This window comes from Thalassolituus alkanivorans, from assembly GCF_020447205.1.
Lineage (GTDB): Bacteria > Pseudomonadota > Gammaproteobacteria > Pseudomonadales > Oceanobacteraceae > Venatoribacter > Venatoribacter alkanivorans.
The window spans coordinates 26,825-41,759 of record NZ_JAJAEL010000013.1 but is presented as its reverse complement, the minus strand read 5'-3'; the positions used below and the strand labels follow the sequence as shown (position 1 = coordinate 41,759).

9 protein-coding genes are annotated in these 14,935 nt (G+C 55.8%); 5 read left to right on the top strand and 4 right to left on the bottom strand.

Features of this window, described 5'->3' with window-relative positions; genetic code table 11:
* The 5 genes from smc to LGT44_RS08730 all read left to right on the top strand — a co-directional run.
* A partial coding sequence (smc, locus tag LGT44_RS08750; protein ID WP_230333568.1) for a chromosome segregation protein SMC occupies positions 1–3,122 on the top strand: 3,122 nt, incomplete at its 5' end.
* A gap of 228 nt (positions 3,123–3,350) precedes the next feature.
* Entirely contained in the window at positions 3,351–4,775 is a 1,425-nt protein-coding gene (locus LGT44_RS08745; protein WP_230331661.1) for a cell division protein ZipA, read from the top strand.
* Position 4,776: 1 nt separating this feature from the next.
* Positions 4,777–6,882 carry an NAD-dependent DNA ligase LigA gene (gene ligA / locus LGT44_RS08740; RefSeq protein ID WP_230331662.1) on the top strand — a complete coding sequence of 702 codons (2,106 nt, stop codon included), beginning with the start codon at positions 4,777–4,779 and terminating at the stop codon, positions 6,880–6,882.
* 34 nt (positions 6,883–6,916) lie between these two features.
* A complete protein-coding gene (locus LGT44_RS08735) occupies positions 6,917–7,606 on the top strand; it encodes a transglycosylase SLT domain-containing protein (protein ID WP_222428573.1) in 690 nt (229 codons plus the stop codon).
* A 137-nt stretch (positions 7,607–7,743) separates the two neighbouring features.
* On the top strand, positions 7,744–9,525 hold the full coding sequence (locus LGT44_RS08730) for a PAS domain S-box protein (RefSeq protein ID WP_145469474.1): 1,782 nt from the start codon (positions 7,744–7,746) through the stop codon (positions 9,523–9,525).
* 48 nt (positions 9,526–9,573) lie between these two features.
* On the opposite strand, the gene LGT44_RS08725 is transcribed toward LGT44_RS08730, so the two are convergent.
* From LGT44_RS08725 to LGT44_RS08710, 4 genes are read right to left on the bottom strand one after another with little or no spacing between them, the layout of a single operon-like run.
* Positions 9,574–11,331: a BatD family protein gene (locus LGT44_RS08725; protein WP_230331663.1), complete on the bottom strand. Its 1,758-nt coding sequence runs from the start codon at positions 11,329–11,331 to the stop codon at positions 9,574–9,576.
* On the bottom strand, positions 11,325–13,346 hold the full coding sequence (locus LGT44_RS08720) for a VWA domain-containing protein (protein WP_230331664.1): 2,022 nt from the start codon (positions 13,344–13,346) through the stop codon (positions 11,325–11,327). The genes LGT44_RS08725 and LGT44_RS08720 overlap by 7 nt, the downstream gene beginning before the upstream one ends.
* Entirely contained in the window at positions 13,346–14,350 is a 1,005-nt protein-coding gene (locus LGT44_RS08715; RefSeq protein WP_230331665.1) for a vWA domain-containing protein, read from the bottom strand. The genes LGT44_RS08720 and LGT44_RS08715 overlap by 1 nt, the downstream gene beginning before the upstream one ends.
* On the bottom strand, positions 14,350–14,934 hold the full coding sequence (locus tag LGT44_RS08710; protein WP_230331666.1) for a DUF4381 domain-containing protein: 585 nt from the start codon (positions 14,932–14,934) through the stop codon (positions 14,350–14,352). The genes LGT44_RS08715 and LGT44_RS08710 overlap by 1 nt, the downstream gene beginning before the upstream one ends.
* Position 14,935: the final 1 nt, after the last annotated feature.

The following is a 14,935-nucleotide window of genomic DNA, read 5'->3' as shown; positions in this document are numbered from 1 at the left end:
TCCTCGGCACCGGCCTTGGTCCGCGTTCCTACGCCATTATCGAGCAGGGCATGATCTCGCGCCTGATCGAAGCCAAACCGGAAGAGCTGCGGGTGTATGTGGAAGAAGCGGCCGGTATTTCCAAATACAAAGAGCGCCGCCGCGAAACCGAAAACCGCATGCGCCGCACCCATGAAAACCTCGAGCGCCTGCAGGATATCCGTCAGGAACTGGAGCGGCAGTTATCCCATCTTCAGCGTCAGGCCCAGGCGGCAGAAAAATACAAAGAATTAAAAACCCAGGAACGCGAGAAAAAGGCACAGTTGCAGGCCCTGAAGTGGCAGGCGCTGGATGCCGATTACCGCGTTCGCGAGCTGAAAATCGCCGAGCATCAGACCCAGTTCGAAGCCCATATGGCTGAACAGCGTGCCGCCGATGCCGAAATCGAAGGCCTGCGTCTGGAGCATCAGGAAAAAGGTGATCTGTTTAACAGCGCGCAGAGCAAATACTACGAAGTAGGTGCTCACATTGCCCGCCATGAGCAGAAGCTCGAGCATCAGGCGCAGATGGCGCTGCAGCTTGATCAGGATATGGCCGAAGCCGAAAAGGCCATCCTTGAAACCGAAAAATCGCTGGAAGAAGACCAGCTGGCGCGCGAAGCCGTCGGTGAAGAACTGATGCTGCTGGAGCCGGAGCTGGAAATGCTGCTGGCCGGTGAAGAAGAATCCGCCGCCATGCTGCTGGAGGCCGAAGAAGCCCAGAGCCGCTGGCAGGACGCCTGGGACAGCTTTACCCAGCGCGCCAGTGAGCCAACCCGCCAGGCCGAAGTGGCACAGACCCGCATTCAGAACAGTGAGCAGCAGCTTACCCGTCTCGACCAGCAGATTCGTCGTCTGGAAGAGGAACTGCAGCAGCTGAAAGACAACCCGGAGCTGGAAGAAATTCAGCTACTGGCCGAAGAAGTCAGCGAACAGGAACTGGCCGCCGACAGCCAGCAGGAACGCCTCGACAGTCTGCAGGAGCAGGTAACCGCCGGTCGTGAACAGCTGGAGCAGCAACGCCGTCAGCTGGATGAAGGCAAGGCGCAGTTACAGCAGATGCTGAACCGTAAAGCCACCCTCGATGCCTTGCAGAAAGCCGCCTTAGGGCAGGGCTCAGAAGCCGTCAGCCACTGGCTGGAAAGCCATCAGCTGGCGCGCAAGCCGCGTCTTGCAGAACAGCTGCAGGTTGAAAGCGGCTGGGAGCGGGCGGTTGAAACCGTATTGGGCGATTACCTGCAGGCGGTGATGATCGATCAGCTTGATCCGGCACAGCACTGGCTCGGCAGTTTTAAAGAAGGACACCTCAGTTTATGGCAACAGGGACAGGGTGCTGCTGCGGTTAACACGGGTGCTGCCGGTACGCTGGCGGCCAAAGTGCAGAGCCGTCAGGACGTCAGCGGCCTGCTGGCCGGGATTAAAGTGGCTGATGATCTGGCCTCTGCACTGGCAGCGCGCGGCAATCTGGCCGCCCATGAATCCATTATTACCGCCGATGGTATCTGGCTTGGCCCTAACTGGTTGCGTGTTGCCCGCGCCGCTGACGGTGAGGGCGGCGTACTGGCCCGCCAGCAGGAACTTGAGGTTCTGGAAGATCAGATTGAAGAACTGGATATTCAGGTCGAAGAGTGGGATGCCGATCTGGATGCTGACCAGCTTAAGCTGCGCTCACTGGAGCAGCAGCGTGAAACTGCTCAGCGTGAACAGCAGCAGGTCAGCCAGAAGCTGATCACCCTGAAATCCCAGTTGTCCGGCAAACAGGCGCGTGCCGAGCAGTTTGCCCTGCGCAGCGACAAACTGAATCAGGATATCAGCGAAGCCAGACAGTTACAGGCGCTGGAGCGCGAAGCTCTGGAAGAGTTGCGTCTGACCTGGCAGGAAGCGATGAGCGCCATCGACGATGATACCGATGAGCGCGAACGTCTGCAGGCCGAGCGCAACCGCGTACAGCAACTGCTGGAGCGGGCGCGCATGGAATCTCGTCAGCATCAGGACAAGGCCCATCAGCTGCAGCTGAAAGTGCAGACCCTGAAGAGCCGTGAGCAGGGCTTACAGCAGGCGATCGAACGCCTGGCCGCACAGATGCAGCGCCTGCGCGAACGTAAGCAACAGATTCTGGATAACCAGAACCGCGATCACAGCGCCGATCTCGACGAGCTGAAAGCGGAAATGGAAGAACTGCTGGAGCGTCGTCTGAACGCCGAGCAGATTATGTCGGCTGCCCGGCATGCGCTTGAAGCGGTGGATGCCCGCCTGCGTGAGCTGGAACAGGCCCGCGCCGATGCTGAAAAGAAAGCGCTGGATGTGCGTAACGAACTGGAAAAAGTGCGCATGGAATGTCAGGCGCTGGATATCCGTCGTCAGGCGCTGGTGGAAAACCTGCAGGAAGAAAAGCTCACGTTAAAAGATGTGCTCGACAATATGCCGGAAGAGGCGGATGCCGACAGCTGGCAGGAAGAGCTGGCGCGCATCGCTGAACGTATCCAGCGGTTGGGTGCCATTAACCTTGCGGCGATTGATGAATACCGTATTCAGTCCGAGCGTAAGGTGTATCTGGATGCGCAGAACGAGGATCTGGAAAAAGCCCTGAACACGCTTGAAGGCGCGATTCAGAAAATCGACCGTGAAACCCGCACCCGCTTCCAGGAAACGTTCGACAAAATGAATGCCGGCCTGGCCGAGCTGTTCCCGAAAGTCTTCGGTGGCGGCCACGCCTGTCTGGAGCTGACCGACGAAGATCTGCTGACCACCGGGGTGGCGATCATGGCGCGCCCGCCGGGTAAGAAAAACAGCACCATTCATCTGCTGTCCGGTGGCGAAAAAGCACTGACCGCCATCGCGCTGGTGTTCTCCATCTTCCAGCTGAATCCGGCACCGTTCTGTATGCTGGATGAGGTGGATGCACCGCTTGATGATGCCAACGTTGGTCGCTATGCGCGTCTGGTAAAAGCTATGTCGGAGAAGGTGCAGTTTATTTATATCACCCACAACAAAATTGCCATGGAGATGGCGTCTCAGTTGATGGGCGTCACCATGCACGAGCCGGGGGTTTCCCGTCTGGTGTCGGTGGATGTGGAAGAGGCCGCGGAAATGATCGACGCCTGAGGTTATCCGGCTGGCGGATCGTTTCTCCCGGCTATTTGGCTGGGCTGTGGCAGAAAGTCAGACCCCGGAATCGCGGACGGCAAAAAAGAGGCCAAAAGCGCCGTCCGGGGTCTGTTTTCGCGTGAATCGTTGTGTAACACTTTGAACCCAAATAAACCCTGCCGTTCTGATGTCCCATCGAGCGCTTTTCCGGAGCGGCAAAACAGTGAATGAAAGTCTGAGGCAACTATGGAATGGAGTTGGCGAACCGTCCTGATCCTGATCGGATTGTTAGTGATGGTGGCAATATTAATTGATGGCTTCCGCCGCATGCGCCGTGCGCGTGCTGAAGCTCTGCGTCTGGATGTCAGCAGTGATTTCCGCTTTCCGGACGACGGCCATAACCCGGAGTTGCCCGGTGGTGTTCGTGTTGTTAATAAAGCGGCCGGTCAGAGCACCGTGCAGGATGCTGATGAGGATGATGCACTGCTCGGTTTTCGTCCGGCACAGCAGCGTGCGGCGGAGCAGGAGCGTCCGCGCCAGCCTGCACAGGAGCCGGTATTTACCGAGCTGGAAGGCAATTTCTCGACCGAAGAAGAGCCGGTTATTCCCTGGGAAGACGACCTGGGGCCAGCGCGCGTGGTGAAATCAGCCGTGGTTGTTAAACCGGTTGCCAAACCGCCGGTGGCTGAGTCTTTATCCGAACATTCTGATGCTGAAGCCAATACCGCTGCTGAGGACTCAGCAGAAGTTAATCCTGCAGAATATATGAGCGCAGAAAAAAGCCCGGGGTATGCCGGCGTGCAGTTGGGCCATAACCAGAAAATTCATGCCAGCGCGGCTCAGGCCAGAAGCGAACATCCGGTCGAAGATCTGGATATTCCGCCATCACCACTGATTCCCAAAGCCCGTCCGGTCAATCTGGATGAGCAGTTTCCGGTGTTGCTGGATGTCGAAGAGCTGGGCGATGACGATATTAAGCCGCAGGTCGAAGATGACAGCGTGGATGTGGAACCGGTGGTAAATAGCTCTGTAGCAGATACCCCGGTGTCCGATGAAGCAGAAGTGAGCGCTGACCCGCAGGAAGACAATCTGCCAGAGCTTGAAGACCCTGAGCATATTGACGATCCGCACCTTGAGCAGGAATTTGAAAAACTGCCATCAGAGCTGCCACTGCAGCCGGTGAATTTTGCCGGTGCCAATGCCGAATCTCTGGCCAGCCGCGGTATTCCGGAGCTGGTTCTGGAAATTCACGCCATTGCCCGTGATCCGGCTGGTTTTTCCGGCAAAGATGTTCTATTTCTGTTTAACAGTTGCGATCTGCGCTTTGGCGAAAAAGATATTTTTCACCGTTTTGAGCAGGCTGACGGTGAAGGCTGTATTCAGTTCTCGGTGGCGCAGAGTTATGAACCGGGCATTTTTGTCCCGGCCGCCATGGCGCAGCAGCATTTCCGCGGCCTGAGCTTCTTTATGAGCCTGCCGGGGGCGAAAAAGCCGCTGGAAGCCTATGAAGCCATGTCGGAAATGGCCCTGGTCGTTGCGCGTAAATTACGTGCCGATGTGTACGACGGTGCGCGCAGTGCATTAACCCCGCAGACCATGGAACACGACCGCCAGCAGATTATGGATTTTGAACGGCGTCAGCGTCTGGCCCTGAAAAAACAAGCTAAATAATATGAATACACAAAATGATCTTTTTGCAGAGGAGCCAACGGGCTCCTCTGCTTCTTCTGACAGCGCCATTGTGCCCTCCGGTGTTAACCAGCGTATTGAGCAGCTGCGCAGCGAAATCAATCTGCATAATCACCGCTACTATGTGTTGGATGAACCCAGTATTCCGGATGCTGAATACGACCGTTTATTGCGCGAATTACAGCAGCTGGAAGCTGAGCATCCGCAATTAATCAGCGCAGATTCCCCGACCCAGCGTGTCGGTGCAACACCCCTCAGCCAATTTGTCAGCGTTACCCATGAGCGGCCGATGTTATCCCTGGATAACGCGATGAATGCCGAAGAATTTTCTGCCTTTTACCAGCGTCTGCAGGAACGTTTAAAAACCAGCGACAGTATTGCTCTGGCCTGTGAACCTAAACTCGATGGTCTGGCCGTCAGCATCCTGTACGAGCAGGGCTTGCTGGTGCGTGCTGCTACCCGTGGTGATGGCCAGACCGGCGAAGATATCACCCAGAATGTGCGCACCATTAAAAATGTTCCTCTGCGTTTACAGGGCGATGATTTTCCTGCGCGCCTGGAAGTGCGTGGCGAAGTGTATATGCCGAAGGCGGGCTTTGAAGCCTATAACGATAAAGCCCGCGCTAACGATGAAAAAGTCTTTGCTAATCCGCGTAATGCCGCCGCCGGTTCCCTGCGTCAGCTCGACCCGAATATTACGGCAAAACGTCCGCTGGAATTCTGTGCCTACAGCATTGGTGTGGTCAGTGATGATGCGGTTTTACCGGCAACGCACAGCGCTATTCTGCAAAGAATAAAACGCTGGGGTATCCGCATTAATGAAGAAATGCGGGTCGTGAATGGCGTGGCTGAAGCCCAGGCGTTTTTTGAACAGCTGGGTGAAAAACGTCACCGTCTGGCGTATGAAATTGATGGCACGGTTTTTAAGGTCGATGACCTGGCGCTGCAGGAACAGCTGGGTTTTGTTGCCCGTGCACCGCGCTGGGCCATTGCCTATAAATTCCCGGCGGTAGAAGAAATGACCGAGCTGCTGGATGTCGATTTTCAGGTCGGCCGCACCGGTGCGGTCACACCAGTGGCGCGGTTAAAACCGGTACATGTTGCCGGTGTCACCGTCTCTAATGCCACGCTGCACAATATGGATGAAATTGCCCGTCTGGGCGTAAAAATTGGCGATACCGTGATTATCCGTCGCGCCGGTGATGTGATTCCGCAAATTGTCTCTGTGGTTGCTGAAAAACGTCCGGCCGATGCCCGTGATATTCAGATTCCGGCTAATTGCCCTGTGTGTGATTCGCTGGTCGAAAAAGTCGAAGGTGAGGCCGTTGCCCGTTGTACCGGCGGGCTTGTGTGTTCGGCGCAGCGCAAAGAAGCGATTAAACATTTTGCTTCACGTAAGGCACTGGATATTGAAGGTCTGGGCGATAAATTAATTGATCAGCTGGTGGATGCCGGATTAATTGACTCCGTGGATGATTTATTTCATTTAACCCTGGAGCAGCTGGCAGGCCTTGAGCGTATGGCAGAAAAGTCGGCACAGAATATTCTGGACGCGCTGAATACGGCGAAGCAAACCACGCTGGGGCGTTTTTTATACGCACTGGGTATCCGCGAAGTGGGCACCGTTACGGCCAATAATCTGGCCTCACATTTTGGTTTTCTGCAGCGCATTATGGATGCTGATGCAGAGGCTTTGCTGGAGGTTGCTGATGTCGGTACCGTGGTTGCTGCCCATGTGCATAATTTCTTTGCTGAAGAGCATAACCGCACGGTCATTGAACAGTTGCAGCGTGCCGGTGTGCACTGGGAAGAAAAAGAACCGCAACAGAGTGCCGACTTACCATTAAGCGGTAAAACCGCCGTTATTACCGGCACTCTGGTCCAGAGTGGTATGAGCCGTGATGATGCCAAAGCCTTACTGGAACAGCTGGGTGTGAAAGTGGCCGGCAGTGTGTCGGCAAAAACCGATTTTCTGGTTGCCGGTGAAAAAGCAGGCTCAAAACTCACGAAAGCGCAGGCGCTGAATGTTGAGGTGCTGGATGAGAATGCATTTCTGGCCCTGCTGAATGAACACGGTATGCAGCCCTGAAGCGGGGTTGTGGAGCAGAAAATAAGGAACAGGCATGACCCTTACAGGTATCCGCTTTTCACTTCTGGCTGTATTGCTGGTACTGGCTGGTTGCTCCACCCCGCAGCCGAAAAATATTAATAACGTCTGCGAAATCTATGACGAATATTACGACTGGTATAACGCTTCTAAGGCGGTGAAGAAAAAGTACGGGATACCGGAGTCGGTGACCATGGCGTTTATTCACCAGGAATCGAAGTTTATCGACGATAACCGTCCGCCGCGTAAATGGTATCTGTGGATCATTCCCGGCCCGCGCCCGTCGACGGCCTATGGCTATGCTCAGGCACTCGACCCGACCTGGGAAGAGTATATGCGTCTCACCAATAACTGGGGCGCAGACCGTGATGACTTTGAGGATGCGGTCGATTTTATCGGCTGGTACAACACCCGTACCATTAAACGCACCGGCATTCGCCCGCATGATGCTTACAGCCTGTACCTGGCCTATCACGACGGGGCCGGCGGTTATCTGCGTGGTACCTATAAGAAAAAGCCCTGGCTGATGCAGGTGGCGAGAAAGGTCGAGCGCCGGGCAAAACAGTATCAGCAGCAGCTGGTGCGCTGTCAGGAAGATCTCGACAGTAACTGGTTCTGGCGCACGCTGTTTGGACAGGAAACCATCAACCGTCGCCCGGTTATTCATTTAGGACAATCAGCTCAGGGCAGAGCTGAGCGTGGCTGATTGATAAAAAGCTTGTTAAAGACGGCGCTCTGACGCTTTCCTGCTAGTCTTAAAGACAGTCCCGGAGCGGACTGTTGCCATGCGGTAAGGTTGTACGCATTTTCCTGGCAGGATAGGTTTTCTGTATCGGAGTATGCATGGAAGTACTTCCATGGCTGTTGTTGGCCGTTGTTATCATTATCGCCATTGTGTTGCAGCACCGGCGTTTTCGCGTTTTACCTACCGACCCCCTGTTTGAGCTGAGTCCGGACCCGGTGCTTCTGGTTGATTCCAGAGGCATCATCCGTATGGCCAACCGGGCTGCGCACCATCTGCTGAGTTACAGCCCCGGACTGATGGTCGGGCAGCCGGTGGATATTCTGGTACCTGAAGATATCCGCAGCCAGCATCAGCATCTGATTGCTTTGTTTTTCTCCTCTATCGGCGAACGGCGGATGAATAACCGTATCTGGATCAACGATGCTCAGGGGCAGAAAATTAATGCCGAGATTCATCTGGCACTGGTGGATTACGACGGCGAGCAGATGGCAATCGCGACCATTCTGGATACCAGTACGCTGTGGATTTCTGAACGTAAGCTGCGCGAACAGCACAAGGCGTATGACGAACTGTTTGAGCATTCTGCCGTGGGGATCTGTTGTGTCAGCCTTGGGGGGCGCTTTTTAAGAGTGAACCGCCGCCTGTGCGATCTGCTGGGCTACAGCAGTGAAGAATTACTGGAACATTGTTTTCAGGACATTACTCATCCGGATGATCTTGAACTGGATGTCAGCAAAGTGAATGACCTGCTGAGCAGCAGTCATAGCTCTTACAGTATTGAGAAACGCTACCGTCATGAAGATGGCCGCTATTTCTGGGCGAACCTTACGGTGACCCTGATTCGCGATGAGCAGAATTTCCCCGATTATTTTATTTCCGTGATCGAAGACATCAGTGACCGCAAGCAGTCTGAATTATTGCTGCAGCAGTCTGAGGTTAAATTCCGCACCATTGCCGAAACCATTCAATCGGTAGTGTGGATGTCGACGCCGGGAATAGAGCAGATGCTGTTTGTTAACCCGGCTTATGAGCGGGTTTGGGGGCGCAGTTGTGCCAGCCTGTACGATGATGCGCACAGCTTTCTGCAAGGGATTTACGAAGATGACCGGGCGCGGGTGCGCGCGGAAATAGAACGCCACCGGCAAGGGCGCTGGGAAATCGAATATCGGGTCGAGCATCCGGAGCGGGGCCTGCGTTATATCTTCGACACCGGGACAGGGGTGCTGAACAGCAGTGGTAAACTGGAGTATCTGATTGGTCTGGCGACGGACATCAGCGATCAGGTTAAAGCCAAAGCGGATATGGCTCATGCCCTGGAGCAGGCACATCAGGCGACCGAACGGCTTAATCTGTTAATCCGTACCGACCCGCTGACCGGTTGCCTGAACCGTCAGGCACTGTATGAAGAGCTGGAACATCAGCTGGAACTGTATCGCCGCTATCAGACACCGTGCTCGCTGCTGTTTATCGACCTGAACGACTTTAAACAGATTAACGATACCTTCGGTCATATTGCCGGTGACGAGGCATTACAGGCGCTGGCTGAGCATATCCGTCAGCATATCCGCGCCACGGATATTCTGGCGCGCTATGCCGGTGATGAGTTTGTGGTGGTATTGCCGCAGAGCAATGTTCGCGATGCCTCGCTGGCATTGCGGAATCTGCGCAATAACGTGCTGCGTCATCAGACCCCGACCGGAGAGTTTCCGGTGCATTTCAGTATTGGCCTGGCTTATGTGGGGTATCCTGATGTTGCCGATGCCAGCAGCTGGATTGAAGTCGCTGATCAGGCGATGTATCTGGATAAGTCAGCCCATGCCGGGGCGAATAAGTTGCCTGCCTCTCCTGGCGCCGGGCCGGATCAGTTTCCGGGCGAATAGCCGCACCGTACTGAATCCTCCGGCCTGTTTCTGTAATCCCCCGTTACTTCAGTGTGGATAAAGCACGGCGCGTTGTGTCTCTGTTTTGCCACTCTGACGTTGCTGCTCTTTTAATAACGCCAGCAGGTTCTGGCCGTTATAGGCGGAATTCTGCTGTGGCGAATAGAGCCGGGCATCAAGTTCCGCCAGCGCAGCCTGCAATCTGGGCTCTGGCAGTAATCCGGCCAGCTGGCTGAGGCTGGCCAGTGGCAGGCGGATGCTTAAACCTTTGCTGTTTAATCCGCCGGCATTAACCCAGGCCAGCAGGTGGCAGCGTATGGCTGCGGCATCTCCCTGCTGACAGGCCTTACTCAATGCCTGCCAGTGCTGCTTCAGCGTTTTTTGCGGATGATCCTGTTGCGTGCTGTCTGGCACGGCTGGCCGGGTCAGTGCCGTGCGTCGTGCATGCCACCACAGCAGTAAAAACAGCCCATTACTCAGCACCAAAACAGCCACAGCAAGTTGCCAGAAGAACAGCTCGCCGGCGCTGCCGTTGTTGGTGGTGCTGGTACCAGCACTGTCGCCAGGCTGCTCCATGGCATCTGCGTCGCTGTTGTTTGTTACAGGCTCGGCTGTTTGTGATGATGCCACAGCCCCTTTGGCTGGCTTAACCTGAATGCTGTGGGCCGGTAATACGGCATATTCCAGAGTACCGCTTCTGGTGTTCCACCAGGGGATGCGGATTTCCGGCAGCAGAATACGGCCGCTGCTGCCCGGTACCAGGGCGATGGATTGTTCCGAGGTGCCGGTCAGGCCGTCGTCGCTGCTTTGTTCATTTTGCTGAGTCTGATCCGGGTAGTAACGCAGATTATCAACCACCGGCAGGGCAATGGCCGGTAGCTGACTGCCGGGCAGACCTTTGGCGGTCAGGATCAGGGTACGGGTAACCGGTTCGCCGGCCACCCATTGCTGTGGCGGTGTGCTGAAGGTTTCGCTGATGCTCAGGTTTTCAGCCGGAATCCAGGGGGCCTGCGGATAATCCTGTGGAATAGGTTTTACCTGCAGGGTAATCGGCTTGCTGACCGCAGAGCCCTGACGGCCACGGCTCCAGCGGTCGTAAGGATTGCTGATGCGGGCGCTGAAGCGCTGGCCGGGAATCACCAGCTCGCCGCTTTCTTCGGGGAAAATCGCAAAGCGCCGTTCGTACACGCCCAGACGCTGGCCATCAACAACGGTCGTATACTGGCGCACATCCCCCAGCGGCTGTACCAGAGCATCGGTCACTTTAAATTCCGACAGGGTGGCGTCTTCATGGCTGACGCTGTAATACAGCTTTTCGGTGTAAAGAATCTGCCCCTGAACGTAATAGTTGTCCTGCTGGCTGATCTCGGTATCGAAGAAAAATTCTTTGGCGATCTGCGCTTTTACATCCGCTGACAACTCGCGCACGTTGATGGTAATGGGTTGCGTCTGCTGATTTTCAAAACGGATCGGGGGAATGGTCAGTTTACCGTTGCGTTTGGGCGTGAGCGTCAGGGTCCACTCGGTAAAGGACTCGGTCTTGCCGTTGACGGAGCGGAACTGGTTGGAGCGCTGCTGGTTCAGCACCTGAAAGTCCTGCTGCAGCGGAGTCAGATCCGGTGAGCCAAAACCCACCTGTTCGCTGTAGCGCAGCATCAGATTAAAGGTGTCGCGCTCGGCGACTTCTTTGCGGTCAACGCTGGCACTGAAGGTAGCAGCCTGCACCTGAGTGGCGGCCAGCAGCAACCCCAGCAGCAACCCCTGCAGCCAGTGAATGCGGTTAAACAGCAGATCACGCATCACCATAAAACATCCTCACTTTCCTGATCGGCCTGTTGCCGGTACTGGTATAAAAATTTGCGCTGTAACAGGTTGCCGGGATTGTCCGGGACACGGTTCAGCCATTGTTGCATGGCGGCCTGTTCTTCACGGCTGAGGCCGTTGATTTCTGTTTCCGGTTGGTCAGACTGGCGGCGCAGTTGTTGCGCGGATTCTTCCTGCGGCTCTTCCTGTGCTTCCTGATCTTCTTCAGCGGCTGCTATGCCCTGTCTCTCTTCGTCAGTCTCAGGCTCCTGATTCTGTGCCGCCTGAGAGGCTGATTCAGCCTGCTGCTGTTCGGCCAGCTTATCAGCCTGCTGACGGGCAAAGGCATCGTCTTCACTCTGATCCTGCGGCTGAGCGTTCTGTTGCTGGCCGTCTTGCTGCTGAGCGTTCTGCTGTTGCTGGCCGTCTTGCTGCTGGCCGTCTTGCTGCTGACCATCCTGCTGCTGACCATCCTGCTGCTGACCATCCTGCTGCTGACCATCCTGCTGCTGACCGTCCTGTTGCTGTCCGTCCTGTTGCTGTCCGTCCTGTTGCTGGTCGTCCTGTTGCTGGCCGTCCTGTTGCTGGCCGTCCTGTTGCTGGCCGTCCTGCTGTTGACCATTCTGTTGCTGCTCTTTTTGTTGTTCTTGTCGCTGTTTGAGTTTTTCGGCGGTCTCACGGTTAGCCGCGGCTTCTTTCATCTCCGGGTTCAGCTTCAGGGCTTCATCGTAGGCGGCAATGGCTTCATCCGGCTTTCCGGCCTGCAGCAGTGCATTACCACGGTTGTAATGGCTGATGGCGGTTTGCGGGCCTTCGGCAAAGGCTTTGGCGGCGCTTTCATAATCGCCGGCACGATAAGCGGCGCTGCCACGCCAGGCGGGATCTTCGAAGGCCTGTGCGGCAGCAGCCGGGTCCTGTTCAAACAGTTCTGAGCCTTGCTGATCCGGGGTTTGCCATAAATCTTTCCACTCCAGCGCATAGCTGTTGTCGGGCCAGCACAGTGGCAGTAATAACACACTGAACAGTACGCCACGGCGGAACAGCAGCAGAGCAACGGGTAACAAGGCAAAGATCAGCCAGTAGCCGGCGTCGTGCCACTGATCAAAACGGGCAAAGCCGTTGTCGGTTTCCTGCGGGTCAAAGCTTTGCGGCTGTTCGGGTAACAGGCTTTGCCAGTCGCTGTCGTTAATACTCAGTGTTTGCCAGGGGACATTCAGCTCACGGCTGAGATCGCGGATCGGCCCCAGATCCAGCTGTGGCAGTACGATTGTACCGCTGCCGTCACGCAGAAAACCGGCGCCGGGCATTGGTACCGGCGCACCTTCGGCGGTGCCGATGGTGAGTACCTTAAGCTGAAAGCGCTGGCCGTCGAGACTGTTGCGGATACGCTCAATATCTTTGCTGATAATACCGTCGGTCAGTAACAGCAGGCGGGCCTGCTGGATACCGGCATCGCTGACCAGCTGCTGCGCCAGGCTGATGGCTTTATCCGGACGGCTGCCGGGGCTCGGCATAATAAACGGGGATAACGACGGCAGCAGATTTTCGATGGTGTCGCGGTCATCGGTTAAAGGCGTCACGGTATGGGCGTCGCCGGCATAGGCGACCAGTGCGGTCAGGCCGTCGGCGCGGCTGCGGACAATATCGGTGACTTTCTGAATGGCGCGTACCGCACGTGAGGGTTTCAGATCCTGGGCGCCCATGGATGCCGACATGTCGAGCATAATAACCAGCGCATCCTGATTTTTTTGCAAAGGTTGCGGCAGTTTTTCAAAGCTCGGACCGGCCAGCGCAATGCAGGCGATCAGCCAGCCGGCGAGCAGCCACCATAAACCTGCTTTGCGGCGGTTGCTGAGTTGTTGTTCCAGCATATAAGGCTGCAGATGAGCATCGATTACGCTGGCCCACTGACCGGCACTTAAGGCGCGTTGCAGCAGCAATGAAAAAGCCAGCAGGGCAGGCAGTGCGGCGAGCAGCCACAGCGGCCGTAAAAAATGAAACTGACTGAGCCATTCCATCAGTGGCGACCTCCGCCGGGCATCCGGTTAAAGCGTTGTTGCAGGGCAATCAGCAGGCTGATGATAAAGGCAATGGCCAGCGGCCAGTGGTACAGACTCTGCTGCGGACGATAAATTTCCGGGTCTTTTTCGGTGGGTTCCAGATCATCAATAAACTGATAAATCTTTTGCAGCTCTTCGGTGTCACGGGCGCGGAAAAAAGCACCGCCGGTCTGGCGGGCAATTTCCCGCAGGGCATTTTCGTCCAGATCCCGTGACGGGTTGACCTTACGGGTGCCGAAGAAGCTGGATACCTCCATCACATCAGCCCCAAGGCCGATGGTATAAATTTTTACGCCATTGCTGGCAGCCAGCTCGGCGGCTTTCAGCGGCTCAATTTCGCCGGCGGTATTGGCGCCGTCGGTGAGCAGAATCATCACCCGGCTTTGTTCCGGATTGTCCTGCAGACGTTTAATGGTTAAACCGATAGCGTCGCCGATGGCGGTTTTTTTACCGGCCAGGCCGATCTGCGCTTCGTTCAGAAAAGTGCTGACGGTACGGGCATCAAAGGTCAGTGGCGCCTGCAGGTAGGCATTGCTGCCAAACAGAATCAGCCCCATGCGGTCGCCGCTGCGCTGTTCAATAAAGTTGCTGACAACCTGCTTAACTACCGCGAGACGGTTGGCGGGTTTGTTATTCAGGCGCATGTCTTCAATTTCCATGCTCTGGGAAATATCCACCGCCAGCATCAGGTCGCGGCCGGACACCGGCATCTGCACTATTTCGCCGCTGTGGTAAGGGCGGGATAAGGCGCCGATCAGCGCAATCCATAACGCCAGTGGCATCAGCCAGCCACTCAGATTTTGTTGTGTCTGACGTTCGCCACCTTTGCTGTTCTGCAGCCGCCAGGGGCTGAGTGAAGGAACTTTAAGCGCCGCCTGCTCAACTTTTAATGGCGGTAAAAAAGCGCGGATAATCCACGGCAGTGGCAGCAGAAAAAACGCCCAGGGCCAGTGAAACTCCATTATCTGGCCTCCGTTTTTGTGAGTGGCTGTGCGGTCGATTGCGCGGCTGGCTGACGGCCTGATTTATGCTCGTCTGCTTTGTGTTGCTCTGTTTTATGTTGCTGTGTAGAAGCGCTTTTCAGCCAGCGCTGTGCCAGTGCGAGCAGATCATCCAGCTCACCATAATGCTGGCGCCAGTCGGCGCGTGCCGGTGCATAAGGCGCTTCCGCCAAAGCCCGTGCGCTTTGATTATTGAATAATGGCACCGGACCCTTCTGATTAAGAAAATCCACCCATGCCTGACCGTGCAGGGCGACCGCCTGAGGAAAATACTGCTGGCAATAGAGTTTCAGAATTTCGTTAATCTGGGCGCAGGCCTGGGCATCGGTTTTATCGAAATGCGAGCGCAGGTTCTGCAATTGCTGCAGGCAATCGTGGCGTCGCTGCCAGCGCTGCCGGAGTTTGCGCCAGACAAAAAAGGCGGCAACCGCGGCCAGCAGAATAACGATGAGCAGCAGCCACCATCCCGGTGCCAGCGGCCAGGCACTGACCGGGTCGGGCAGATGAATATCGTATATTTGCAGGGTATCGTTCTGGGGCTGCATG